Origin of the sequence: Lactobacillus sp. UMNPBX6, from assembly GCF_002553975.1 — a bacterium.
GTDB classification, from domain to species: domain Bacteria; phylum Bacillota; class Bacilli; order Lactobacillales; family Lactobacillaceae; genus Lactobacillus; species Lactobacillus gallinarum.
In genome coordinates, this window is record NZ_PCZD01000012.1 from 1 (window position 1) to 26474 (window position 26474).

Annotated in this window: 24 protein-coding genes and 1 pseudogene; 23 read left to right on the plus strand and 2 right to left on the minus strand. The window is 36.5% G+C overall.

The annotated features are described in order from the left end of the window. Positions 1-99: 99 nt before the first annotated feature. Entirely contained in the window at positions 100-1128 is a 1029-nt protein-coding gene (locus CP357_RS03310; protein ID WP_098036535.1) for a lactonase family protein, read from the minus strand. A 153-nt stretch (positions 1129-1281) separates the two neighbouring features. Between CP357_RS03310 and CP357_RS03315 the strand changes: the two genes are divergently transcribed. From CP357_RS03315 to CP357_RS03385, 15 genes and pseudogenes are all read left to right on the plus strand, one after another. Further along, positions 1282-1467: a cation-transporting P-type ATPase gene (locus tag CP357_RS03315; protein WP_098036536.1), complete on the plus strand. Its 186-nt coding sequence runs from the start codon at positions 1282-1284 to the stop codon at positions 1465-1467. A 60-nt stretch (positions 1468-1527) separates the two neighbouring features. Beyond that, positions 1528-2970 (plus strand): annotated as a pseudogene (locus tag CP357_RS03320) (cation-translocating P-type ATPase); the annotation flags it as partial. Positions 2971-3040: 70 nt separating this feature from the next. Next, entirely contained in the window at positions 3041-3421 is a 381-nt protein-coding gene (locus tag CP357_RS03325) for a PTS glucitol/sorbitol transporter subunit IIA (RefSeq protein ID WP_025005491.1), read from the plus strand. Positions 3422-3437: 16 nt separating this feature from the next. Next, positions 3438-4637 carry an AI-2E family transporter gene (locus CP357_RS03330; protein WP_098036537.1) on the plus strand — a complete coding sequence of 400 codons (1200 nt, stop codon included), beginning with the start codon at positions 3438-3440 and terminating at the stop codon, positions 4635-4637. A gap of 51 nt (positions 4638-4688) precedes the next feature. Beyond that, positions 4689-5249, plus strand: coding sequence for a tRNA (cytidine(34)-2'-O)-methyltransferase (locus tag CP357_RS03335; protein WP_025005493.1), 561 nt, complete (start codon positions 4689-4691; stop codon positions 5247-5249). Further along, positions 5249-5638, plus strand: a complete 390-nt coding sequence (locus tag CP357_RS03340) for a DUF1149 family protein (protein ID WP_098036538.1) — start codon at positions 5249-5251, stop codon at positions 5636-5638. Before CP357_RS03335 ends, CP357_RS03340 begins: the two co-directional genes overlap by 1 nt. Before the next feature lie 20 nt (positions 5639-5658). Beyond that, complete coding sequence (locus CP357_RS03345) at positions 5659-8070, plus strand: DNA translocase FtsK (RefSeq protein ID WP_098036539.1); 2412 nt, start codon at positions 5659-5661, stop codon at positions 8068-8070. Beyond that, positions 8057-9271 (plus strand): pitrilysin family protein, encoded by a 1215-nt coding sequence (locus CP357_RS03350; protein WP_025005495.1) that lies wholly within the window; start codon positions 8057-8059, stop codon positions 9269-9271. Before CP357_RS03345 ends, CP357_RS03350 begins: the two co-directional genes overlap by 14 nt. Further along, positions 9268-10524 (plus strand): pitrilysin family protein, encoded by a 1257-nt coding sequence (locus CP357_RS03355; RefSeq protein WP_087363030.1) that lies wholly within the window; start codon positions 9268-9270, stop codon positions 10522-10524. The genes CP357_RS03350 and CP357_RS03355 overlap by 4 nt, the downstream gene beginning before the upstream one ends. Further along, positions 10525-11253 carry an elongation factor P 5-aminopentanone reductase gene (gene ymfI, locus CP357_RS03360; RefSeq protein ID WP_098036540.1) on the plus strand — a complete coding sequence of 243 codons (729 nt, stop codon included), beginning with the start codon at positions 10525-10527 and terminating at the stop codon, positions 11251-11253. It begins immediately after the preceding gene. A gap of 67 nt (positions 11254-11320) precedes the next feature. Continuing rightward, a complete protein-coding gene (locus CP357_RS03365) occupies positions 11321-12436 on the plus strand; it encodes a RodZ family helix-turn-helix domain-containing protein (RefSeq protein WP_087175637.1) in 1116 nt (371 codons plus the stop codon). 22 nt (positions 12437-12458) lie between these two features. Continuing rightward, positions 12459-13019 carry a CDP-diacylglycerol--glycerol-3-phosphate 3-phosphatidyltransferase gene (pgsA, locus tag CP357_RS03370; protein ID WP_025005498.1) on the plus strand — a complete coding sequence of 187 codons (561 nt, stop codon included), beginning with the start codon at positions 12459-12461 and terminating at the stop codon, positions 13017-13019. A 183-nt stretch (positions 13020-13202) separates the two neighbouring features. Further along, complete coding sequence (gene recA, locus CP357_RS03375) at positions 13203-14300, plus strand: recombinase RecA (protein ID WP_025005499.1); 1098 nt, start codon at positions 13203-13205, stop codon at positions 14298-14300. A 116-nt stretch (positions 14301-14416) separates the two neighbouring features. Next, positions 14417-16048 (plus strand): ribonuclease Y, encoded by a 1632-nt coding sequence (gene rny, locus CP357_RS03380; RefSeq protein WP_098036541.1) that lies wholly within the window; start codon positions 14417-14419, stop codon positions 16046-16048. Positions 16049-16153: 105 nt separating this feature from the next. Beyond that, positions 16154-17311 (plus strand): glycosyltransferase family 4 protein, encoded by a 1158-nt coding sequence (locus CP357_RS03385; protein ID WP_056945578.1) that lies wholly within the window; start codon positions 16154-16156, stop codon positions 17309-17311. A gap of 25 nt (positions 17312-17336) precedes the next feature. On the opposite strand, the gene CP357_RS03390 is transcribed toward CP357_RS03385, so the two are convergent. Next, a complete protein-coding gene (locus CP357_RS03390; protein WP_056945512.1) occupies positions 17337-17999 on the minus strand; it encodes a YigZ family protein in 663 nt (220 codons plus the stop codon). 44 nt (positions 18000-18043) lie between these two features. Between CP357_RS03390 and CP357_RS03395 the strand changes: the two genes are divergently transcribed. The 8 genes from CP357_RS03395 to lgt all read left to right on the plus strand — a co-directional run bounded on the left by CP357_RS03395 (position 18044) and on the right by lgt (position 26474). After that, positions 18044-19330 (plus strand): DEAD/DEAH box helicase, encoded by a 1287-nt coding sequence (locus tag CP357_RS03395; RefSeq protein WP_098036542.1) that lies wholly within the window; start codon positions 18044-18046, stop codon positions 19328-19330. Continuing rightward, positions 19327-20022 carry a ComF family protein gene (locus CP357_RS03400; protein ID WP_025005161.1) on the plus strand — a complete coding sequence of 232 codons (696 nt, stop codon included), beginning with the start codon at positions 19327-19329 and terminating at the stop codon, positions 20020-20022. Before CP357_RS03395 ends, CP357_RS03400 begins: the two co-directional genes overlap by 4 nt. Before the next feature lie 80 nt (positions 20023-20102). Then, positions 20103-20645: a ribosome hibernation-promoting factor, HPF/YfiA family gene (gene hpf, locus CP357_RS03405; RefSeq protein ID WP_087175641.1), complete on the plus strand. Its 543-nt coding sequence runs from the start codon at positions 20103-20105 to the stop codon at positions 20643-20645. Between the two features lie 142 nt (positions 20646-20787). After that, positions 20788-23187: a preprotein translocase subunit SecA gene (gene secA, locus CP357_RS03410; RefSeq protein ID WP_098036543.1), complete on the plus strand. Its 2400-nt coding sequence runs from the start codon at positions 20788-20790 to the stop codon at positions 23185-23187. 66 nt (positions 23188-23253) lie between these two features. Next, positions 23254-24370 (plus strand): peptide chain release factor 2 gene (gene prfB, locus CP357_RS03415; RefSeq protein WP_164477382.1). Its coding sequence is split into 2 segments (ribosomal slippage): positions 23254-23325 and positions 23327-24370, totalling 1116 coding nucleotides; the frame shifts between segments, so codons are not numbered across the junction. 7 nt (positions 24371-24377) lie between these two features. Next, positions 24378-24653, plus strand: a complete 276-nt coding sequence (locus tag CP357_RS03420) for a hypothetical protein (protein ID WP_025005157.1) — start codon at positions 24378-24380, stop codon at positions 24651-24653. A gap of 17 nt (positions 24654-24670) precedes the next feature. Next, a complete protein-coding gene (hprK, locus tag CP357_RS03425; protein WP_098036545.1) occupies positions 24671-25642 on the plus strand; it encodes an HPr(Ser) kinase/phosphatase in 972 nt (323 codons plus the stop codon). After that, positions 25635-26474 (plus strand): prolipoprotein diacylglyceryl transferase, encoded by an 840-nt coding sequence (gene lgt / locus CP357_RS03430; RefSeq protein WP_198995851.1) that lies wholly within the window; start codon positions 25635-25637, stop codon positions 26472-26474. The genes hprK and lgt overlap by 8 nt, the downstream gene beginning before the upstream one ends.

A 26474-nucleotide genomic window follows, 5' to 3' on the forward strand; every position in this document is an offset into this window, starting at 1 on the left:
CAAGAAAAAGACGGTCAAGCAACTCAAATTAAGAGTTGGATTGATCGTCTTTTGGTATCTGAAAGTTAGTTTTTTCCCAGACACATTTTTCATTATGGGTTATTTGGTGAAAAGTACGCGAGTGCCTTCAGGAACAGGAATTTTTGTTTGAATTGGAGTTAAAGTTCCATTACCGCCATTTCTGATATACAAGGTAGCGTTATCTGTATTTTGATTTGCAGCTACTACGTATTTTTGATCGGCATCCCAGTTGAAGTCACGAGGGAAATCACCAAATGTAGAAATGCGCTGAACTAAGCTTAGGGTGTGGTCATCATTAATCTTAAAGACGGTGATAGAATTGTGGCCTCTGTTGGAGTTATAAACATATTTACCATCTTTACTAATGTAAAGTGCTGCGGCACCATTGTGTTCAGTAAAATCTTCTGGAATGGTCTTGTATGTAGCGATATTTTCGAAGTCCCAAGTGTCTTCATTAAATTTAACTACGTTGATTTTGCTAGATAATTCACCAACAACGTAGAAGTAGTTACCATCTTTTGAAAAGACGATGTGGCGAGTTCCAAAACCAGCTTCATTTTTATATTGAGCTAGGTGATGTAACTTGCCGTTTTCTAACCGGTAGAAGTCGACAGTGTCATTACCTAAATCGCAGCTAACTAAATTACCTGCGGGTGTTTCATCGAAGAAGTGTGGGTGAGGGCCATCGACTTGTTCTGAACGTGGGCCCAATGTTTCGGCCTTGTGAGTGACTTGATCGAGTAATTCTAACTTGCCGCTTTTATTGTAGTGGAATACAGATAAAACGGCGGTGTGGTAATTTGCGGTATAGATAAGCTTTTGCTCGCGATCAATACCAACATATGCTGGTGAAGCGCCAGGTGTTAAATAGCGATCGACTTCACTTGAACCATGTTCACCTAATTTAAAGACGCTGATACCACCTTCGTCACCTGCGTTGTTAATAGTAAAAATTAAATCGCCATCTTTTTGGAAATAAGTAGGGCCACCTACACTAATAATATTTTCAGCCTTGCCTAACTTAGCTCCATTATCTTCACCAGTAAAAGGCAATTCATAAATACCTTTAGAGGTCTTCTTAGTATAGCCACCGATTAAAACTTTCATATAATGCCTCCGATTTTTTAGAAAAAGTATTAACTGAGATAAGTATAGCATGGAAAATAATGAATCAGATTGTGACTTGTTCTCGTGAAAAGTGCTAGAGTAGGAAATATAAGGGAAAAATAATAATTGTAAAAATGAGAAGGTGCGTATAGGATGGATGAAAATAAAATCCGTAAATTATATGCCCAGAATGAGGTTCAACAAGTTTTTACAAATTTGCAATCTTCTTCTTCTGGATTATCAGATGAGGAAGCCGCTAAGCGACTTAAAAATATGGTACTAATACTATTAAAAAAGCCGCAGCTGAATCAGAATGTTTCAAAAACTTTTTTAGTATGATGGCAATTTTGCTTTGGATATCAGGGTTAATTGCAATAGTTTCCGGAACGTTAGAATTAGGAATTGCCATTTGATTCTGATCGTAAAAGAATGTCAATTGTTCATCGTTGGGATGATACGCATTATATTGTTCTCACTAAAGGTTCTTATAGCGACACGATTAAGCAATGTGATCAAATCCAGGTTGATGGTAAAATTCGTCCGATGACTGAAGCAGATCGTCTTCGCGCTAAAAAGGCAAACGCTGATTATGCTTCTCGCGGATTGCGCAGTATGGCCCTCGCTTATAAAATAATCGATCATGGTGTCGATATTAATAAAATAAGTATTGCGGATGCGGAAAATCATTTGATCTTTGTGGGTTTAGCAACAATGAGCGATCCACCACGTCCAGAAATTTATGATGCAGTTAAACGTTGTCATCAGGCCAAAATTAGAATAATCATGGTAACTGGGGATTCAAAATTAACTGCTAAGTCAGTGGCTGTTCAAATTGGTTTAACTTCTGATCAAGCACGTGTAATTTCCGGTAATGAATTAGATCAAATGAGCGATGAAGAATTGCGTCATGCATTAAAAGATGAGGTAATCTTTGCCAGAGTTGCTCCAGAACAAAAATACCGCATTGTAAAGAATTGTCAGGCTAACGGTGAAGTTGTAGCTTCCACCGGTGATGGAGTTAATGATGCTCCGGCTTTAAAGCAAGCCGATATTGGAATTGCAATGGGAATGACTGGTACTGACGTGGCTAAAGATGCAGCCAATATGATTTTGACCGATGATAACTTCGCCTCGATTGTAGCTGCCATTGAAGAAGGACGTGCAGTTTATAGCAATATCCGCAAGTTCTTAACATATATTTTGACTTCTAATGTACCCGAAGCTATTCCGTCAGTGCTATTTCTTTTCTCGGCTGGATTAATTCCACTTCCTATGACAGTTATGCAAATTTTAACGGTTGATCTAGGTACCGATATGCTTCCAGCCTTAGGATTAGGTGCGGAAGCTGCCGATCAAGATGTTATGAAGCAACCACCACGTAAAAGATCAGAACATTTATTGAACAAGGGTGTTATTATTAAAGCCTTTTGCTGGTATGGTCTTTTATCAAGTATTATTTCTACAGCTGCCTATTTCTTTGTGAACTATCAAAATGGTTGGCCTAACGTAGCTTTGGCTGCTAATGGCTCAATTTATATGCGAGCTACAACTATGGCTTTAGGTGCAATTGTCTTCACTCAGGTGGCAAATGTATTAAATTGTAGAACTAATACAGTTTCTGTTTTTAAAAAGGGATTATTTGAGAATAAAAATATTTGGTACGGCATTATTTTTGAAATCATTCTATTCGTTATTTTGACTATTACACCAGGCATTCAGCAGGTGTTCAATACAACTATCTTGACTGCTAGTGATTGGCTATTCCTATTCTTGTTACCAATTCCTTTAGTATTATTAGATGAACTAAGAAAATGGTTGATGTATCATCACAAAAATATCTAATAATTTGGGCTGCTTAAGTTTTTAAGCTGCTATTCTTATGCTAAAATTATTTTTAAGGAGATATAAGATTATGAAATGGATTTCAACTATTAAAAAAATTGGTAAAAAAGCTATCGATAATAAAGATGGCATGGTAATTTTGTTCGGCGAGGGTGCCAACAAAGACTTAGAAGATGTTTCAGTTATTCAAAAATTTAGTGATGAAACTCCAGTTAATGGCTTTGTCTTTAAAAAGGGTGATACGATTACTGTAGATGGTCAAACTTATGTAGCTAATTATGTAGGTCCAATGGTTGAAAGTAATATGAAGGCTTTGGGTCACGCTACTTTATTCTTTAACCGTCCAATTCCTAAAGCACCTTTAGCAAATGCGGTATATTTTGATCCAGATGTTGCTCAACCACTTCCAACCTTTAAAGTGGATGATGATATTGTTTACGAACACATTTAAATACTAGGACAGGTAGATGGATTATAAACAAAAAAGTAAAAAAGAAACCTTATTTAAAAAATGGTTTTTAGATAATCGGTTTAGTATTGTTTTATTAAACATCTTATTGTTCTTTTTAATTATCTGGATTTTTAATAAAATTTCTTTTGTATTGAATCCTGCTTGGGTATTTTTTAGTGCGATTTTGCCGCCATTACTTTTAGCGGTTATTCAATATTATGTAATGAATCCAGTAGTAGATTGGTTTGAAAAGAAGTTTAAAGTACCTAGAGTTGCTACAATTCTTGTCTTGTTTCTGTTTGTTTTAATAGCTTTAATCTGGATCATCAATATCCTGGTTCCTATTGCCCAGAATCAGATTAATTCGCTGATTAAAAACTGGCCTCATATTTGGAACGATGCTGTTAATGCAACGCAGAATGCTTTGCGTGATCCTCGTTTGCATGAGGTAAAAGGTAGCTTACAAGGCATGATAGACAATACGCAAAAAACTTTGTTTAAATCAGGGCAAAGTACTATCAACGCTACTTTAGGCAATATATCATCTGCGGTAAGTATCATTACAATGATTGTGATGACTCTGCTTACTGCACCGTTTATCTTATTCTTTATGCTCAAAGATGGGCATCAATTGCGTCCTTACATTACGAAATTTGCACCGGAGCATTGGCAACCTAGTTTTAGTCAGCTGTTGTATGATATCAACTATGCATTGGCTTCATATATTCGTGGTCAAATAACAGTTGCTTTTTGGGTAGGCGTCATGTTTGTAATTGGCTACATAATAATTGGCCTACCATATGGATTAGCTTTAGCTATCCTAGCCGGTTTTATGAATTTGATTCCATATTTTGGGACACCATTGGCTCTTATTCCGGTATTCGTAATTGCAATTATGACTTCAGGATCAATGTTAATTAAGGTTTTAGTGGTCTTTTTAATTGAACAAACAATTGAAACTAGAATTTTAAGTCCTTTAGTCATGGGGAATAAAATGGAAATGCATCCCGTAACTACTATTTTACTTTTAATCGGTGCTAGTTCCGTTTGGGGACTATGGGGTGTAATTTTTGGTATTCCGATCTATGCAATCTTGAAGATTATCGTGTCTCGCGTGTACAATTATTATCGAAGAGAATCTGAAATTTTTAGTGAAACAGATGCTGTTTCTTCGACCACGGGAGATGCAGATACAAAAGCAAATAATGCTAAATAAATTAAAGCGTGGTTTAAAAGCTGCGCTTTTTTAGTTTAAGGAGTTTTTGAAATGACAAATCACGTAGTTTTATATGAGCCGTTAATGCCAGCTAATACTGGTAATATTGCACGTACCTGTGCAGGTACCAATACAGTTTTAGATTTGATTGAACCTTTGGGGTTTCAAATTGATAATAAAAAAATGAAACGAGCAGGGCTCGATTATTGGGACAAAGTTGATGTACGTCGTCATGATGATCTGAATGCTTTTTTAAAGACTTTAGGGCCTAATGACGAAATGTATTTAATTTCTAAGTTTTCATCAAAGAATTATGTAGATGTAGATTACACCGACCCAAATAAAAATTATTATTTTGTTTTTGGTAAGGAAACTACAGGGTTACCTGAAACTTTTATGCGTGAATATTATGACAGAAATTTAAGAATTCCAATGTCAGATAATATTCGTTGCTATAATTTGTCGAATTCTGTAGCAATGGTCTTGCTTGAAGCATTGCGTCAACAAGGATTTCCAAATATGGAAACTGCACACCATTATGAAAATGATAAATTGAAGGATGATTATGATCGTCCAGAAAGATATGAACGTAATTTAGGAAGTGAAGAATAATGGATTTTGAGAGAAAAACACCAGTAACTGTACAAGCATTTCACTATGATTTAGTTAATGAAGATACAGAACCAAAGAGCGATGTTAGAACTGGCATTCAAAAATTGGATGTAAGTCAAGATGATGAGCATTCAGAAGAAAATGGCAGCTATTATGATGTAGCTGTGTTCTATGATGTAGTTCCTGCACCAAGTGAATTTAGAGTAAGTGGAACTATTCATCAGGTTGTTCAATTGAAAGATTATCATGGTGATGGTTCTGATATCAGTAGCGCAGATTGGCAACTTTTAAGTCGACCATTGGTTGAATATATTGAGACTTTAACGTATGAAGTAACTCAAGTAACTTTTGACCAACCGGTTAACTTGAACTTTAAAGCCAATTTTTAATCACTAATTAGGGTGAGTACATGCCTGTAAAAAGGAAAAAAAGAAAGACAAAAAAGACATATTCTAAAAAGAAAACAACTAAAAAACAAAATTTAAATTGGAGTATTTTGGGGCTAGTATTTATTTTGCTAGCTGTTTTTGCCTTTGTTAGATTTGGTATTTTAGGTAAACAGATTGCTAATTTGATTCGCTTGTTTTTTGGTGATTCGTATCTATTAGCTGCTAGTTTATTAGCCCTTTTTGGGCTGGTAAATTTGATTTATAACCAGCCAGTTCATTTGTCAGTTAAACGTACAATTGGGCTTTCTTTAGCATTCATTGGTATTTTATTGATTCAAAGTAGCTTGTATTACGAGCATGAATTAGTAAATAGTAATTTCTTGAATTCATTCTGGCATGCGATGACTGCAGAATTTGGTCGTGCCGCTGTTACAGAAAGTGTTGGTGGCGGCCTGATTGGTTCGCTAGGTTATCAGATTTTCTATCCGCTATTAGGACAAATTGGGATCAAGATTTTTGCGTTCTTACTAATTCCTATTGGAATCTTGATGTTCTTTGATGTGAAATTCAGGACGATTATTGAAAAATTTCAATCCAGTAGTCAATTATTTATTCAAAAAAATAAAACCGCTGGTGTTAAGTTGAAGGACAAATATAGCGACGTATTGGAAAAAAGAAAACAAAAACGTGCTAATGACGATGATAAAAATATTTTCCCAGACGTTGCAGATTTTGATTCTGATGACAATGAGGAAGATACTAGTGTTAAACCTTCAAGTGAAGACGTGATGGTCGAACCAGATCCAGAGCCGGCTCCTGAGCCGCAAATCCAAATTGCACCACAGCATGAAGAACCTGACAGCAAGGATTTACCTAAATCGCATTCTTTTGCTCAAGAAGATCAAAAATTGGTGCAAGAATTAGCCAATGTGGATCATGGTGAGTTAAAAACAGATACTATAGTTAACAAGTCATATAAAAAGCCTCCTTTGAGTTTATTAGATCCAATTAAATCAACTGATCAGAGTACAGACCGTGATTTAATTAAGAAAAATACTCAGGTTTTACAATCTACTTTTAAGAGTTTTGGTGTAAAGGTAATTATTAAAAAGGCCATTTTAGGCCCTACTATTACTCGGTATGAGGTTCAACCTGCCGTCGGTGTAAAAGTTAGTCGTATTGTTAATTTGGCTGACGATTTGGCTTTGGCACTTGCAGCCAAGGATATTAGAATTGAAGCTCCAATTCCAGGAAAACCTTTTATTGGTATTGAGGTGCCTAATCGGGCAACTTCAGTTGTATCTTTTAAAGATGTAATGGAACATCAAGATGCAAAGGCAAAAAAGGATCCAATGAATGTGCCATTAGGCAAAGACGTTACTGGAAGTACTATTTCCGCTAATTTGGCAAAAATGCCACACTTATTAATAGCTGGGTCTACTGGTTCTGGTAAGTCTGTTGCCATCAACACTATTTTGGCAAGTATTTTGATGAAAGCCAGACCAGAAGATGTAAAGCTAGTTTTAATTGATCCTAAAATGGTAGAACTTTCTGTTTATAACGGAGTACCACACTTGTTAATTCCGGTTGTAACAGATGCTAAATTGGCTTCTAATGCATTGCGCAAAGTAGTTAAAGAAATGGAACGCCGCTATAAGTTATTTGCGGCAGGTGGCGTTCGCAACATGGGCGAATATAATCAAAAAGTCGCTGAAAATAATCAGGATAAATCTAAGCCTGCAATGAAGCCATTGCCGTATATTTTAGTAGTGGTTGACGAACTTAGTGACCTGATGATGGTTGGTGGCCATGATGTTGAAGGAGCAATAGTTCGACTAGGACAAATGGCTCGAGCTGCCGGAATTCATATGATTTTAGCTACTCAGCGTCCAAGTGTAGATGTTATTACTGGTTTAATTAAAGCCAATGTTCCATCTCGTATTTCTTTTGCTGTATCTAGTGGTGTAGATTCTAGAACTATTTTGGACCAAACAGGAGCTGAAAAACTTCTAGGTCGTGGTGATATGCTTTATATGCCAATTGGTGCTTCAAAACCTGAACGTATTCAAGGTGCTTATATTGCGAGTGATGAAGTTGAACGTGTAATCGATTGGGTAAAGAAGCAACAAAAAGTTGACTATGATGAGACTATGATTCCTAAAAAGGGCGAAAGCTCATCGGCTTCTGATAATGGAAACGATGAACCGGAAGATGAATTTTATAATCAAGCTGTTGATTTGGTTCGTCGTCAGCAAACAGCAAGCGTATCTATGTTGCAGAGACGTTTTAGGATCGGTTATAATCGGGCTGCAAGAATCGTGGATGAGATGGAAGCTAAAGGAATTGTGGGACCTTCTGAAGGTTCAAAGCCACGTCAAGTATTAGTCCCACCAGTAAAGAATGAAGGTAATGGAAATAATGCTAATGACTAATATTACAATTAGGAAAAATAAGAAATTTACAACAGCCGCGTTGGGCTGTTTTTTGCGTTTACCGCTGACAAGTCACAATTTAGCTTTTGCAAGCTTGCTATCACGTTTGCAGTCAAACACCAGTATGTTATATCCACAAATTGCGGAGCAGACTCGAAGATTGGCCGATTTATATGATTTGCAATTGGATATTATGCCTCAGCTTTTTGGTAAAGAAATAATTTTGACTTATTATGCAAATTTTGTTGAACCAACTGAAGTACTGGATCCAGAGTATGTATGTCAAGAAATAATTCAAACTATTAGCGAAATTATTACTAAGCCAGATTGTACTCCGGAGATGTTGGCCTATGCGAAAAGACAACTAGAAGATGATTATCGCGAGTTAATGGAGCAGCCTGCCAATTATGCCATCGATCAATTCTTTAAATTATGGTACCGGGATCAGCCAGATTATGCTGAGAATTTTATGGGACCAATTGATGAAATACAAAATGCTACTGTAGATGAGGTAAATCGTTACATTGAGAGTCTGCGTGATGTCCCTGTAGCCGTAATTGGCATGGGACGTGACCACCAGTTAATGACTAAACTAGCTAAATTTTATTTCACCCAGGCTGGTATTATAAAAAATTTCCAAACCACTGGCTTAACTATTCCTGCTAACAAAAACTTAATTGAAAAAGTTGATGAACAAGGCAATGCGCAAGCACAATTGTTAATGGGCTTTGGCATTAATCATACAATTAATTATCAGGAACAAATTGTAGGCTTACTTTTAAGTCAATATTTAGCAGGAGACCAATCATCTAAGTTGTTTAGTAAAATTCGTGAAGAATTAGGTGCAGCTTATGCTGTCGAGGCTAGCTGTTTTGCTAATAATTCTCTGTTTTTAATTAATGCTGGATTGGATCCCGATCAAGTAGAATCTGCTAAGCGAGTGATATTAAATGAAATAGAGAATTTGGCTGCTGGCAATGTAGATGAAGAACTTTTTAAGAAAGCTCAAAAGGCCTTGTATAGAAATACTAAAATTGGTTTAGACAGTCAAAATTGGCAAATGGGTCAAGCCTTTCGAGGAGAATTATTTTCAGACTATTTAGATTTTGATCGAGAGACTGCTATTAAAAAGGTCACAACTCATCAATTAGTCAGTTTTGTTCAAAATTTATTCTTTAATGAAAGCTATATTTTAAAATGATTACACCAAAAATTATTAAAAGAGAATATAAATCTGGTTTTAAAGCCGAGATTATCCTGAAGCCCCATTTTTATCAACGCTTTTTTGGTATTATTATTGATTTCGGCAGTAGTGATCCCCAAAAAGTAGCGGGTTCTGCCCACTTTTTGGAACATAAATTATTTGCTAAAAAAGATGGAGATATTTCTTCACAATTTGAGGAAATTGGCGCAGATGTTAATGCATTTACCTCCTTCAATGAAACTATGTTTTATTGCAGCGGGATTGAACACACCCCCAAGATGATTGATCTGTTGTTTAGATTAGTAGGCGAGCCATATTTTACTAAACAAAATATTGCCAAAGAGGCTCCTATAATTGAGCAAGAATTGGCAATGTACCAGGATGATCCGATGTGGAAAGTAAACAATGCCATTATGACGAGCATGTTTGGTAATTCCAATTTAGGGACCGAAGTAGTTGGGACTAAAGAATCGATTAATCAGGTAACCAAGCAAAATTTGACTAAGGTTTATACTGAAAATTATGTGCCTACTAAAATGCAATTTGTTGCTTGTGGTGATTTTTCGGATAATCAAGTTCGAACCATTTTGCGTCAAGTAGGTAAATTGCAAACTAAGTATCTAGCTGATCGTAAAGATGTTTCGACTCCGGTTTCTCAACCAGTGGGTGAGCTTTCAGATCAAGTTTTGCAAGCTAAAGGAAATTCAAAAGCTTTTGGATTGGGTATTCGATTTAAAAACTTTAAGAAAGTATTATCTAGTTCTGATTTGACTCAAATTCTGCTAGAAATAATGTTAGAATCAAAATTAAGCGTGATGAGTCCTTGGTTTGAGAAAATGCGCAAGGAAAAGCTGTTGGCTAATCCTTTGCAAATTTCAGTTAACTATACTAGACAAGGCGATTTTGCTACTATTTTTGGAGTTAGTGCAGATAATCAAAGAATAATTGAGGAGATTAAACGCGTTTTAACCCAACCTATAGATCCTAATTCTGAGCAATATCGTTTTATTAAAGAGAATTTTGTTTTGCAGAAGAAAGAATGGCTGGCCCGTACTATTCGGACAATGAATAATCTTTCATATTTTGCAATTGAAATGATTGAAGAAAATCTTGACCATGAAGATTTACAACTTAATTTATTAAAGTTGCAGACGATGGGCTTTGAAGAATTCGATCAAATTTGTCAAAAGCTGATGAAAGATAGCACTATTTGCTCGGCTTATTTAAACTCTGATAAGGAGGAGCAATAAATGAAGCGTGCAATTGTATTCGGTGCTACAGGTGGCATAGGACAAGCAATTTGTCGTGATTTGGCTGAAGATGGCTGGTCTCTTTATTTGCATTACAATTCCAAAAAGGAAGCTGCTGAAGAATTAGGTCAAAAGTTGTTTACTAAATATCCTGACCAGGATTTTATGCCGATTAAGTTAGATTTTGAAGTTGATGATGCACAATTAAGTGAATTTGTTCAGAATTTATTGCCGGTTAATGCAGCAGTTTTTGCTCAAGGGGTCACTAATTACGGCTTTCTAGGGGATGAAAATCTTGATAATATTACAAGATTAATAAAAATCAATCTGACTGTACCCATTAAATTAACTAAATTACTGGAGCCGCAGCTAATGAAACAAGGTTTTAGTCGAATCGTTTACTTAGGTTCGGTTTATGGAGGCTACGGTAGTGCTCTGGAATCGGTATATAGTGCCACTAAAGGTGGGTTAAGTCGTTTTGCGCAGGCTTATGCACGTGAAGTAGCATCAAATAATTTGACGGTTAATGTAATTGCACCAGGTGCTGTAAAGACTAATATGAACAGTATTTTTTCAGAAGATACTATTGAGGAAGTTCAAGAAGAGATTCCTGTTGGTCGTTGGGCTGATGGAAAAGATATTTCATATTGGATCAAAGTGTTGCTGAATGAACGAAGCAGTTACCTTACTGGTCAAACAATTTATGTTACTGGAGGCTGGCTTTTATAACTAAGAAGTTGTAAACGAAATTTTATGGTATACTCAATTTGTTAAATTTAATTTTGAAGAGGTTAATATGGCAGACATCGGAGAGAAATTAAGGAGTGCTAGAGAGGCTAAGGGACTTTCAATTGAAGATATCGAAAAGGCAACTAAGATTCAAAGTAGATATCTAACAGCAATTGAAAAGGATGAATTTGATAAGCTTCCTGGTGACTTTTATGTTAGGGCATTTATTCGACAATACGCTCAAGTAGTTGGATTAGATGGGAAAGAATTACTCAGTGACTATCATGAGGATGTTCCAGAAGCGGATCCTGATGAATATGTAGAGAATTCAATTGACAATAAGAGCGAAGAGGTTCGTGAAACCACAAATAACAAGAAGAATTTGTGGAAGAATTACTTGCCAAGAATCGCAATCGCATTAGGTGTAATTATCGTAATCTTAGTTGTATACGTATTGTATGCACGTATTTCATCAAGTGGTCAGCATCATGATACTGATAACAGCGGCGTAACTGTATCATCACAGAAGACATCATCGTCATCTTCTAAGAAGACTAAGCCAGTTGCTGTAAATACAGTTAAGATTAAAAAGATTAATGACAATGAATACCGTGTTCTTGGTCTTAAGAGGAATCGTCGTTTAGTTGTTAAGGCAGGTTCAACTCAAAATACTTCTGCGGGAGTACAAATTAATGGCAATGCAAATAGCTGGCAAGGAACTTTAATTGCTAAGCAAAAGCATACCCTTACTTTACCTTCAAACGCTGAACGAGTTGTAATTACCTTGGGTAATGATAATGGTAGTTCGATTAAGATCGGTGGCAAGAAGGTCCCATACGTACCTAATAATAGCTACAGAACAATTACTTTGTTAATTGGAAAGGCTAAGAAGACTACTACTCATCATACTGATGACAATACTAGTCAAAATGGAACGACTAGCGATAATAATACTAATAACAGTAATACTACTACTCAAAATCAAACTCAGAGCAGCTCTACTACTAGACACAACACTCAAACTAGTCACCAACAATCATCAGCTGCTCAAAGCAGTCAAACAAGACAAAGTAGTCAAACACAACAATCATCAGCTACTCAATCATCAACAACCACTACGCAAAATAACAATGCCGGTGGAAATGATAATGGTGGCAGCGGTGATGAAAATAATGGTAATTAAAGCTTAGGAGAAAATAAGAAGAATGAATTTACCTAATAAACTTACTGTTTTTAGAATCTTTTTGATTCCAGTATTTATGTTAATTATAATTTTCGGTGGGGATGCTCATACTGAAGCCGCTGGTTCAACTGTTGTTTGGAGCTGGGTAATTGCAGCTATTGTTTTTGCCGTAGCTTCAGCTACTGACTGGTTTGATGGTCATATTGCTCGTTCACGCAACATGGTTACCAACTTTGGTAAGTTTGCTGATCCTTTGGCAGACAAGATGTTGACTATGACTGCATTTATTTTCTTAGTTGAATTGAAGCTTGCTCCAGCTTGGGTTGTTGCAATCATCGTTTGTCGTGAATTAGCAGTTACTGGTTTGCGCTTGATTTTAGCTGAAAACAAGGGCCAAGTTTTAGCAGCTAAAATGCCTGGTAAGATCAAGACTACTTGCCAAATGTTATCCATCATCTTCTTATTGATCGGTAACTTCTGGTACATCGGTACAATTTTACTTTACCTTGCATTGATCTTTACTATTTACTCAGGTTACGACTACTTCCACCAATCATGGGGCGTATTCAAAGGATCCATGTAAAATTAAAGATAAATTAAAAGAAGCATAAAATTGCTTCTTTTTTTATTTTCTCAAAAAAAAATTACCTTTTTTTGCGTATTTAATAGTGTAGGCTAAATACTTTGAACGTTAGTTTGTATATTGCTTGCAAAGTAGATAATGATCAAAGTATAATTACTGAGTACAAAAATTTAGGAGGAAAACATGCCCAAAGATGAAAAAAAGGCTGCTTTAGATGCAGCGCTCAAGAAAATTGAAAAGAACTTTGGCAAAGGTGCTGTTATGCGTATGGGTGAGAAGGCCGATACTCAAATTTCAACAGTTCCAACAGGTTCACTTGCTTTAGATGCTGCTATTGGTGTTGGTGGCTATCCTCGGGGACGTATTATTGAAGTATATGGACCTGAATCATCTGGTAAGACTACTGTTGCTCTTCATGCAGTAGCTGAAGTGCAAAAACGTGGTGGTACAGCCGCATATATTGATGCTGAAAACGCAATGGATCCAGCATACGCTGAAGCTTTAGGTGTAGACATTGATTCACTTATTTTGTCTCAACCTAATACTGGTGAAGAAGGACTACAAATTGCTGATACTTTAATTTCTAGTGGTGCTATTGATATTGTGGTTGTCGACTCTGTTGCTGCTTTAGTTCCACGTGCAGAAATTGAAGGCGAAATGGGGGATGCCCATGTTGGTCTTCAAGCTAGATTAATGAGTCAAGCTTTGCGTAAGTTATCAGGAACAATTTCCAAGACTAAGACTATTGCAATTTTCATTAATCAGATTCGTGAAAAAGTTGGGGTTATGTTTGGTAACCCTGAAACTACACCTGGTGGTCGTGCCCTTAAGTTTTATTCAACTATTCGACTTGAAGTAAGAAGAGCAGAACAGATTAAGCAATCTGGTGATGTAATTGGTAACCGCGTCAAGATTAAAGTTGTAAAGAACAAGGTTGCCCCACCATTTAAGGTAGCAGAAGTAGATATCATGTATGGTAAAGGTATTTCTCAAAGTGGAGAATTACTTGATATGGCTGCTGACAAGGATATCATTGATAAGGCTGGATCATGGTATTCATATAAGAGCGATCGTATCGGCCAAGGACGAGAAAATGCTAAGAAATATCTTGAAGATCATCCAGATATTTATCAAGATATTCAACAACAAGTTCGTCAGGCATATGGTATTGATGAGAAGTCAGTAGCTGATCGTGAAGATCCTGAAAAAATAAAGGAAAAGCGTGAAGAGGCTCAAGCAGAGAAGTCTGCCGAAGCTAAAAAGACAACTGATGATAAATAAAAATGATTTTTACCTTGGAATTATGTTCCAAGGTTTTTTCTTGTGGATTGACATGGACCAACAGGTTCTTTATCATAAAAGTGGTGTGAATAATTCTAAAAAAGGCGATAGTAATCATGAATACAATTATTATGATTCCCGTCGCAACTGCCATTGTTTCAATTTTGGTGGGTACAGTGATTGGCTATGCTATTCGTAAACATTCTTGGGAACAAAAAGCTCAGAATGCACAAAATGATGCTGATCATATTTTAGCCGATGCTCGAGCACAAGTAGCTGCGGTAGAAGCAGAGGTTAATGCACAAAAGCAAGCAGCAGAAGCTGTTAAGCAAAGTGCTGAAAATACTAAGAAAGAAAAAATTCTTGAAGCTCAAGAACAAATTCGTGATTATAAGCAAAAGACTGAAGACAAGTTAAATTTAAAAAAGGATGATTTAGCTCGTCAAGAAAATCGTTTAAAGCAACGTGAAGATACTTTAGATCACAAAAATTCTTTGTTAGATGAAAGAGAAGCTGGACTCACTCAAAAGGAAGATCAATTAAAGCAGCAAGATACTAGCTTAAAGGCAAAATTAACTGAAGCTGATGAATTAGTTGAAGCTAGACGGCAAAAGCTTTATGACGTAGCTAAGTTGGATAAAGAAGAAGCAAAAAAGATTGTGCTTAATAAATTATCTGATGAGCTTGTTAAAGAACGTGCCGAATTGATTAGAAATAGTAATGAAGAAGTTAAAGCGAAAGCTGATCATTATGCTAACCAAATTATAGTTGATGCAATTCAGAGTAGTGCAGCAGATACTGTAGCAGAAACCACCGTGTCTGTTGTTGATCTACCAAATGAAGAGATGAAGGGACGTATTATTGGACGTGAAGGTCGCAATATTCGTTCATTTGAAGCTTTAACTGGTATTGATTTAATTATTGATGATACACCAAAGGTTGTAACTTTGAGTGGCTTCGATCCAATTAGACGTGAAATTGCGAAGAGAGCAATGGAACGTTTGATTAAGGATGGGAGAATTCATCCAGCTAGAATTGAGGAAATGGTTGATAAAGCTCGTAAAGAAGTTAATGACGATATTTATGAAGCTGGTGAAAGTGCCTTAATGGAACTTGGAATTCACCGTATGAATCCAGAACTCGTTAAGACGCTTGGACGACTCAAGTATCGTACTTCATATGGGCAAAATGTCTTGTCACACTCAATTGAAGTTGGTAAATTAGCTGGTACTATGGCTGCCGAATTAGGTCTAGATGAAAAATTAGCAGTTCGCGCGGGATTATTACACGATATTGGTAAAGCCATCGATCATGATATTGAAGGTTCACACGTAGAAATTGGTGTAGAGTTGACCCGTAAATATCATGAATCCGATGTTGTAGTTAACGCGATTGCTGCACACCATGGTGATGTGCCTAAGTTATCGTTTATTGCTGAACTTGTAGTTGCAGCAGATACGATTTCTTCAGCTCGACCAGGTGCAAGAAGTGAGAGTCTAGAAAATTACATCAGGCGTTTGACCGAATTAGAAAAGATAGCTAAGAGCTATCAAGGTGTCAAGCAGGCTTATGCCATTCAAGCGGGACGTGAGGTTCGCGTGATGGTAGAACCTGATGAAATTTCAGATGATCGTACAGTTATTTTGGCACGGGATATTCGTAATCAGGTTGAAAAAGAACTTGATTATCCTGGTAATATTAAAATTACTGTTATCCGTGAAAACCGAGTTGTAGCGATCGCTAAATAAATTTAAAAAGGTTTGAAATTAAAAGTTTCAAACCTTTTTTGTTATTTGTGCAAAACCGACTCTACTTGTATAATTAGAACGAGTAAATAAGGAAAGTAGCCAAATATGTTTAAAATCATTGTTGAATTATTTTTATTGGTAATTATCTCGGCGGCTATTACGCCGTTTATTCGGCGTTTGGCTTTCGTATTGGGAGCTGTTGATAATCCTAATGCACGTAGGGTTAATAAGAAGCCAATGCCTACTATCGGGGGATTAGGAATTTTCGTTACTTTTAATATCGGTGCATTTGTACTGTTACGAGAGCAATTTCCTACCCATGAAATCTTTTCGATTTTATTAGCTTCAAGTGTAATTGTGTTGACGGGATTGATAGATGATATTCTTGAATTAAAGCCTAGACAAAAAATGTTCGGCATTTTTATTGCCTCATTGATCATTTATTTCTTGGCAGGTATTCGAATGAATGTCTTAAAAATTCCTTTTGTCACGCACGAAGTTAATATTGGTTGGTGGAGTTTTCCAATTACCATTTTTTGGATATTAGCTTTAACTAATGCAGTCAATTTGATTGATGGACTGGATGGGCTAGCAGATGGGGTATCAATGATTTCTCTAACGACCATGGGAATCGTAGGATATTTCTTTTTACACACGCATCAGCTATATGTGCCTATAGCTTGTTTTATGTTAGCCGCATGTTTATTAGGTTTTTTACCATATAATTTCCATCCAGCTAAGATCTTTTTAGGAGATACAGGTGCATTATATATTGGATTTATGATTGCGGTTCTTTCACTGAAAGGTTTAAAGAATGTAACTTTTATTTCTTTATTAGTACCGATCATAATTTTAGGTGTGCCAATCACCGATACGGTTTATGCCATGATTCGGAGAAAATTAAATAAAAAACCTATCTCAGAGGCGGATAAACACCACTTGCACCACCAATTGATGAGAATGGGATTAACTCATAGACAAACGGTTTTAACGATCTATGCATTGTCTTTGGTCTTTTCTTTCATCTCATTATTATTCTTGCTTTCTCCGGCTTGGGGAACATGGTTATTAATTCTGGGATTGTTGGTTGCACTTGAATATTTTGTGGAATCAATCGGCTTGTTGGGTGAAAAGTATCATCCATTAATGCATGTTATCCAGAAAATCATTAATCAAAAAAGCAAAACTGATCCTACAGTTGAAGTTTGGCATTTGGGCGACGAGAAGCCTGACCAATTAAAAAATAAAAAGAATACAAAATAAAGAGTTTGGTTATTAGCCAAACTCTTTATTGTTCATGATAATTATTTTGTTCAACTGGAAGTTCGTTGTAGCGTTTTTCACCATTAGTGAAACTGATTTGACCAGCCAAAAGGTTGGTCAAATCTTTTTTTGTTTGTTCTTGATCATCTATATCTAAAAAAATATGAATTTTGATATCTACACCGTATTCAGTATCAGCTATGAAGACTTTATTCGTCTTAAGGTAATGATCAACTTCATCAAACCGATTATAAGGCACGCTGAAAATAAGTTCTTGTTGCAGGACACGTTTAACCACGCCAATTTTTTCTACAGCGTTGGTTACGCTATTGGAATAAGCCCGAATTAAGCCACCTGCACCGAGCTTAATGCCACCGAAATATCTGGTTACAACGACAGTGATATTTTTTAAGTTCATTAATTGCAGCGCTTTTAATTCGGGGATGCCAGCTGTGCCTGAAGGTTCACCGTTATCACTTGCTTTTACTTGATCATCATTTAAACCGATAGTATAGGCAAATGTGTTGTGGGTAGCGTCACGATATTTCTTTGAAATTTCCTGGATGAATTCATTTGCTTCATCTGTAGTAGTGGTTCGTGCCATGTTAGCAATAAATTTACTCTTTTTGATTACTAGTTCAGCAGCGCCATTTTCTTTAATAGTTAAAAAATTTTCTTCTTTTGACAAAAAAATCGCCTCTTTTTGCGTAATAGATAATAGAGGTGAAAAATATGGAAGATTTAACTCTATTATCGGGTCGTCAATGGATTGTTAATCAAAAGGATTCTAGCACACTTGAAGATTGTAGCAAAGTTCCGGTAATTGAAAATGGGTTGTGCAACCGATGTGGCAGTAAAGTCGAATGTAAATTACCAAGTGGAAAATTATACTGCCGTGCTTGTATTGGTTTAGGAAGAGCAAATGAGGGAGATGTTTTGGTTCACTGTCAAAATGCGAGCCAATTTTCAAAGTTACCGAATGGTGGAATGACTTGGAATGGGCAGCTGACTACGTTGCAACAAAAAATTTCAGATAATTTAGTTTTAAATTTTAAACAAAAGAAAAGCAGCTTAGTTCATGCGGTAACTGGTGCAGGAAAGACCGAGATGCTGTTTCAGCTAATTGCGGAGTGCATGAAGAATGGAAAACGTGCATGTATTGCCACACCCAGAATCGACGTGGTTAATGAACTATTTCCACGATTTGAAGCAGCTTTTGCGGAAATTGAGATTGGCAAATATCACGGGCGAGAATACCAAGAACCAAATTTGGATCAATTGACAATTTGTACTACGCATCAGTTATTGAAATTTTATGAAGCTTTTGATTTGTTAGTGATTGATGAAGTAGACTCGTTTCCTTATGTGGGAAATGATCAATTGCATTTTGCAGCTAAAAATGCCGTAAAAAAAGATGGAGTGCGCGTGTATTTAACAGCCACGCCGACAGAAGACTTATTAGAAGAGGTTAAGCAGGGAAAAATTGAAATCTTAAAGCTCAATCGGAGATTTCATGGTGGACTTTTACCGGTACCAAAGGAGAAATTATTTATTAAGCCGTTTTTAAATAAAAAAGGACAAATTCACGCTAATTTGCTTGCCGAAGTAAAAAAGGTAGTAAGAAGCGAGCATCCCTTGTTAATTTTTGTACCTCGAATTGAACAAATTCCGATCTATTTGGCAGCTTTAAAAAAGAAGTTGAAAGATAATAACGTGAAAATCGTTGGAGTGCATGCACAAGATTCTCAAAGAATAGAAAAAGTTGCGGCTTTTAGAGAGCGAAAGTATGACATTCTTTTGACTACTACGATTTTGGAACGTGGAGTAACTTTTAAAAATGTTTGGGTAATTATTGTTGCAGCCGATGATCCTATTTATACTGCCGCAAGTTTAGTGCAAATTGCGGGACGAGTGGGTAGAGCGAAAGAAGACAAAACAGGTTTAGTGCTATATTGCTATCATCGTTACACTAAAAATATTCGCAGCAGTATCAAGCAAATTAAGGGGATGAATAAATGAGACAATGTCTATTATGTGAGCAAGAATTTATTCCTCCAATTAAATTTGCCCAAATTTTCTCATTAAAAAATTTTAGGCAGCCTAAGATTTGCTTTCATTGTTTGAATCAATTTGAAAAATTGACGGGAAATCGTTGCTCAGTATGTTCGAAAATGATGGAGCAAGGGATTATTTGTAGTGATTGTAAAAAGTGGCAAAAGATATATCAAGGTGAAGTTTTGCATAATTCTGCATTATATCGGTATAATTCTGCTTTTCATGATTTGATGGTGGCGTATAAGCGAAGAGGAGATTATGTTTTACGGGAAGTATTGCAAGAATTAAGCTGGGACTATTTATCTAAAACGGAGTTTGATTATTATATTCCTGTGCCTACCTCACCTGGGCACCAGGTTAAGAGACAGTTCGATACAATTTCGGCTGTTTATGGAGATATTGTGTCCCTTACGCCGCTTTTAGCTAAAAAAGAAGGTAGTCATGCTCAAGGTGAGAAAAACAAAGAGGAGCGGCTAAAAACGCCCCAAAGCTTTTTTATTGATAAAACTATAAAAATAAAAGAAAATATACAGACAGGGAAAGTGTTGCTATTAGATGATATTTATACTACTGGACGGACGCTTTATCATGCACGAGATTGCTTAAAATCAAGGTTTCCAGGGATGCATATTGAAAGCTTTTCAATTTGTCGTTAGATTTGTTATGAAACGCTTTCATTTTTTGGTATAATGTAAGTGTAAAGAAAAACCGCATAGCGGTGAAAGGAGAATCTTATATGTTAAAGTACAATGTTCGTGGAGAAAATATTGAAGTAACTGACGCTTTAAGAAGTTATGTTGAAAAACGGTTAAATAAATTAGAAAAATATTTTGAATTAAGTCAAGACGTGATCGCACACGTAAACTTAAGAGTTTACCGTGACCGCTCTGCTAAGGTCGAAGTTACTATTCCTTTACCATACTTAGTTTTGAGAGCAGAAGAAACCACGGACGATATGTATCGTAGCATTGACTTCGTTTCGGAGAAACTTGAACGTCAAATTAGAAAATACAAGACTCGTGTAAACAGAAAGAGTCGTGAAAAAGGTTTACAAGATTTCTTTGTGGAACAACCTCAAGAAGAAAAGAAGCCTAGCGAATTTGATATCGTTCGTAACAAGCGTGTAAGCTTAAAGCCAATGGATCCAGAAGAAGCAATTTTACAAATGGACATGTTGGAACATGATTTCTTTGTATTTGAAGATGCTGAAACCAATGGTACTAGTGTTGTTTACCGCAGAAACGATGGTCGTTATGGTTTAATTGAAACTAACGAATAATTGGGTTAAAACACTCGTTAATTAAAAACCTCGCGTTTGTTTGAGCGTGGTTTTTTTTTGTTTAGAATATTTTTATTTTGCTGATAAACATGTTAAAATTATTCTGTATTTTTAGACTTTACGACATATAAGGACCGATTTAATGGTAAATATTTTAAAGAAACTATATAACGACGATAAAAGAGAACTTAAGAAATTTGAAAAAATCGCAGCTAAGGTAGAAGCTCATGCAGATGAAATGAGCAAGCTATCTGATGAACAATTGCAAGCAAAGACACCAGAATTTCGTGACCGTTTAAAGAAGGGCGAAAGTTTGGATGATCTTTTACCAGAAGCATTCGCAGTTGCTCGTGAAGGTGCTAAGCGTGTATTAGGACTTTACCCATTCCACGTACAAATTTTGGGTGGTATTGCACTTCACTACGGTAACATCGCCGAAATGATGACTGGTGAAGGTAAGACTTTGACAGCAACCATGCCAGTATACTTGAACGCACTTGAAGGCAAGGGTGTACACGTTGTTACTGTTAACGAATACCTTTCAAGTCGTGACGAAGAAGAAATGGGTCAACTTTACAAGTGGCTTGGCTTAACTGTCGGTTTGAACTTGAACTCAATGTCACCAGACGAAAAGCGTGCAGCTTACAACTGTGATGTTACTTACTCAACTAACTCAGAACTTGGCTTTGACTATTTGCGTGACAACATGGTTGTTTACAAGGAACAAATGGTACAACGTCCATTGAACTACGCTATTATCGACGAAGTTGACTCTATCTTAATCGATGAAGCTAGAACTCCTTTGATTATTTCTGGTGAAGCTGAACAAGCAAATAGTGACTATATTCGTGCAGATCGCTTTGTTAAGACTTTATCTGAAGATAAGAGCGATGATGACGCCGACGATGATGAAGATCACGGCGATTACAAGATTGACTGGCCAACTAAGACCATTTCTCTTACTAGAACTGGGATTGAAAAGGCATGTAAGCACTTTGGTTTAAGAAACTTATATGATGTTGAAAACCAAAAGTTGGTTCACCACATCGATCAAGCTCTTCGTGCTAACTACATCATGCTTAAGGATATCGATTACGTTGTTCAAGACGGCGAAGTTTTAATCGTTGACTCATTCACTGGTCGTGTAATGGAAGGACGTCGTTACTCAGACGGTTTACACCAAGCAATTGAAGCTAAGGAAGGCGTTAAGATTCAAGAAGAATCAAAGACGCAAGCTACAATTACTTACCAGAATTTCTTCAGAATGTACAAGAAGTTATCTGGTATGACTGGTACTGCTAAGACTGAAGAAGAAGAATTTCGTGAAATCTACAATATGCAGGTAATCACAATTCCAACTAACCGTCCAATTGCCAGAAAAGATATGCCTGATATTTTGTACCCAACTTTGGATTCAAAATTCCATGCTGTAGTTGAAGAAATTAAGAAGCGCCATGCTAAAGGTCAACCTGTGCTAGTTGGTACTGTAGCCATCGAAAGTTCAGAAAGATTGAGTAATTTGCTTGATGAAGCAGGTATTCCACATGCTGTTTTAAACGCTAAGAATCACGCAAAAGAAGCTCAAATTATTATGAATGCCGGTCAACGTGGAGCTGTTACTATCGCTACTAACATGGCTGGTCGTGGTACTGATATTAAGCTTGGGCCTGGTGTTAAGGAACTTGGTGGTTTAGCCGTAATTGGTACTGAACGTCACGAATCACGTCGTATTGATAATCAGCTTCGTGGTCGTTCTGGTCGTCAGGGTGACCCAGGTTACACTCGTTTCTACTTATCACTTGAAGATGACTTGATGAAGCGTTTCGGTGGAGACCGTGTTAAAGACTTCTTGGATCGTTTATCAGACAATGATGATGATAAGGTAATTGAAAGTCGTTTAATCACCCGCCAAGTTGAATCAGCTCAAAAGCGTGTTGAAGGTAACAACTACGATACTCGTAAGCAAACTTTGCAATACGATGATGTTATGCGTATTCAGCGTGAAATTATTTACGGTGAAAGAATGCAAGTAATTGATGCTGATAAATCATTAAAGAATATTTTAGTTCCGATGATTCACCGTACAATTGATAGTCAAGTTGATATGTTTACTCAAGGCGATAGAAGCGAATGGCGTCTTGATTCATTGCGCGACTTTATTTCTTCAAGTTTAACTTCTGAACAAGTTACAGATTCAATTGACTTTAAGACTATTAGTGTCGAGGACTTAAAGAAGAAGTTATACGACATTGTGGAAAAGAACTTTGAAGATAAGGAAAAGGCATTAGGCGATCCTAGTCAAATGCTTGAATTCGAAAAAGTTGTTATCTTACGTGTTGTTGATGATCGCTGGACTGATCACATTGATGCAATGGATCAATTGCGTCAATCAATTGGACTTCGTGGTTATGGACAACTTAATCCACTTGTTGAATATCAAGATTCTGGTTACAGAATGTTTGAAGAAATGATTTCAAATATTGAATTTGATGTAACTCGTTTGTTCATGAAGGCTGAAATTAGACAAAATCTTAGTCGTTAATAAAGAAAGAGGGGAGTTAACAGCTTCCCTTTTTTTGCAATTATTAGTAAAGGGAATTGAGTTTAAATGGAAATTAGTGAAATTCAAAGTGTGCTAGACGAATTAAAGAAACGCCTAGATCACTTTAGGGGGTCTCTTTGACTTAGATGCAATTGATGAAAGCATCGAAATAAATGAAGCAAAGATGGCTGAACCGGATTTTTGGAATGATCAAGAGAAAGCGCAAAAATTAATTAGTGACAATAATCTGTTAAAAGAAAAACGTGATTCGTTTTTGAAATTGCAACAGGGCTATGAAGATGAAACCACTGCGCTTGAACTTTTACGTGAAGAACCAGATCCAGATTTGCATCAAGAAGTAGAAACTGATTTAAAAAATCTGCAAGAAGCGTTTCATAATTATGAATTAGACTTATTGTTATCAGGTAAATACGATAGTCATAATGCACTCCTTGAAATCCACCCAGGTGCCGGTGGTACTGAAGCGATGGATTGGGGTCAAATGCTTTTCCGGATGTATCAAAGATATTGTGATGCAGCAGGTTTTAAGTTTGAGATTAATGATTATGAACCTGGTGAAGAAGCTGGACTTAAGAGCGTAAGCGTTAGAATAAGCGGCAAAAATGCTTATGGGATGCTCAAATCAGAAAATGGAGTTCACCGATTGGTTAGAATATCACCTTTTGATGCGGCCAAAAGACGGCACACTTCTTTTGCTTCAGTAGAAGTGATTCCTGAAATAGATGACAGTATTCAAATTGATATTGATCCTAAAGATTTACGAGTTGATGTTTATCGTTCTAGTGGTGCTGGTGGACAGCACATTAACAAAACTTCTAGTGCGGTAAGAATTACTCACTTGCCTACAGGCATTGTGACTACTTCTCAGGCTCAGCGTTCGCAGCTTCAAAACCGTGAAACTGCAATGAATGAATTGAGAGCAAAGCTTTTTCACTTAGAAGAGGAGAAGAAGCGGAAGCAAAAGCAGGCTTTAAAAGGTGATCAAAAAGAAATCGGTTGGGGATCTCAAATTAGATCTTACGTTTTCCATCCATATAACTTGGTTAAAGATTTACGCACAGGATATGAAACTGCAGATGTTAATGGCGTAATGGATGGAAAACTGCAGCCATTTATTTATTCATATTTGCAATGGCTTCTTAGTCAAGAAAATCCGGAGTAAATGAAAGATGAGTTTTTTAGGCATTGTAACGTTAGTTTTAATAGCGTTAATCATATTAAGTTTATTATTTGTCTTTTTTAAAGCGTTTATTCTATTGTTGCCAGTCGCTTTAATTGCAATCGCAATTATTTGGTTGATTGGGTTTACGGGAAGAAAAAATAAGAATAATATGCCAAGTAGTGGTAATTACTATGATTGGTTTAAAAATGTTAATTCCACTCAGTCACAATCCCGTCCCCGCAAACAAGCTAAAAATGTGACTACAAAAGATATCGATAAATAGTTGGGAGGTAAAAAACTATGGCCGATGCAGTAAAATTAAGCAAATTAATTGAAGACAATAAAAGTATTCTTGAGGTGTATCAAGGACATGAATATATTAAAGATGATGAAATATATGTTTCTGATATTTATCGTCCAGGATTGGAGTTAACGGGATACTTTGATTTTTATCCTGCACAACGTATTCAATTATTGGGTCGTACTGAAATCTCATATGCTGCTAGATTAGACCACGATATTAGAATGCATGTATTTAATAAAATGGCTACTATGGCTACACCATGCTTTTTGATATCACGTTCTTTACCTGTGCCTAAAGAATTAGCGGAAGCCGCAGAAGAAGCTCAGATTCCAATTTTGCGGACTGGAGAATCAACCACCTATATTTCAAGTATTTTGACTGAATATTTACGTGCGCGTTTAGCTAAAAGAACTAGTATTCACGGAGTTTTGGTTGAAATTAAAGGTATGGGTGTCCTGCTAACCGGCGCTTCTGGTGTTGGTAAATCTGAAACGGCTTTAGGTTTGGTTCAAAGAGGCCACCGTTTGATTGCGGATGACCGAGTAGATGCCTTCCAAAAAGATCACAACACTGTTGTAGGTGAAGCTCCGAAGATTTTGCGTCATTTGATGGAAATCAGAGGGATCGGGATCATTGATGTAATGAACTTATTTGGTGCCGGTGCTGTTAAGAGCAGAACTGAGATTCAATTGGTAATTAACTTGGTTAACTGGGATCCTAAGGCTAACTATGATCGTTTAGGCTTTGAAGAAAATGCACGTACGCTTTGCAACGTCCCTATTCCACAGGTTAATATTCCAGTTAAGGTCGGACGTAACATTGAAAGTATTATTGAAGTAGCTGCGATGAACTTTAGAGCTAAGCAAATGGGTTACGATGCTGCACAAACTTTTGATAATAATTTGACCAGTTTAATTTCAGAACATTCAAAAGAGGATACGAACAAGGAGCCACATCATAATGATTAATATGGTAATTAATCCAGTTGCATTTCAATTAGGAAATTTAAGCGTAAAATGGTACGGTATTATTATGGCCGTAGCAATCGTACTTGCTGCGTGGATGTCCATTGAGGAAGGAAAGAAAAGACAAATAATCAGTGATGATTTTATTGATTTACTCTTATGGGCCGTGCCATTAGGCTATGTAGGTGCTAGAATATATTACGTAATTTTTGAATGGGGTTATTATTCTCAACATCCAGATCAAATTATTGCTATTTGGCATGGTGGAATTGCCATCTATGGCGGATTAATTGCAGGATTAATAGTACTCTTGATTTTTTGTTACAAAAGAATGTTGCCACCTTTTTTGATGCTAGATATTATTACACCTGGTGTAATGGCCGCTCAAATTTTAGGTCGGTGGGGTAATTTTGTAAATCAAGAGGCTCATGGTGGTCCAACTACCCTTCATTTTTTACAAAGTCTTCATTTGCCTGAGTTTATTATTCAGCAGATGAAAATAGGTGGGACATATTATCAACCTACTTTTCTTTATGAGTCTTTTTTTAACTTGATAGGATTAATTTTAATTCTGGCTCTGCGTCATCGAAAACATGTCTTTAAACAAGGAGAAGTTTTCATGACTTATCTTCTTTGGTATAGTGTAGTAAGATTCTTTGTCGAGGGTCTGAGAACGGATAGTTTGTATGCTTTTGGAATGATTCGTGTATCGCAGGCACTGAGCTTGGTTTTATTTATTGCAACAATTATTTTATGGATTTATCGTCGTAAAGTAGTTAAACCAAAGTGGTATTTGCAAGGCAGTGGGTTAAAATATCCATATACAAGAGATTAG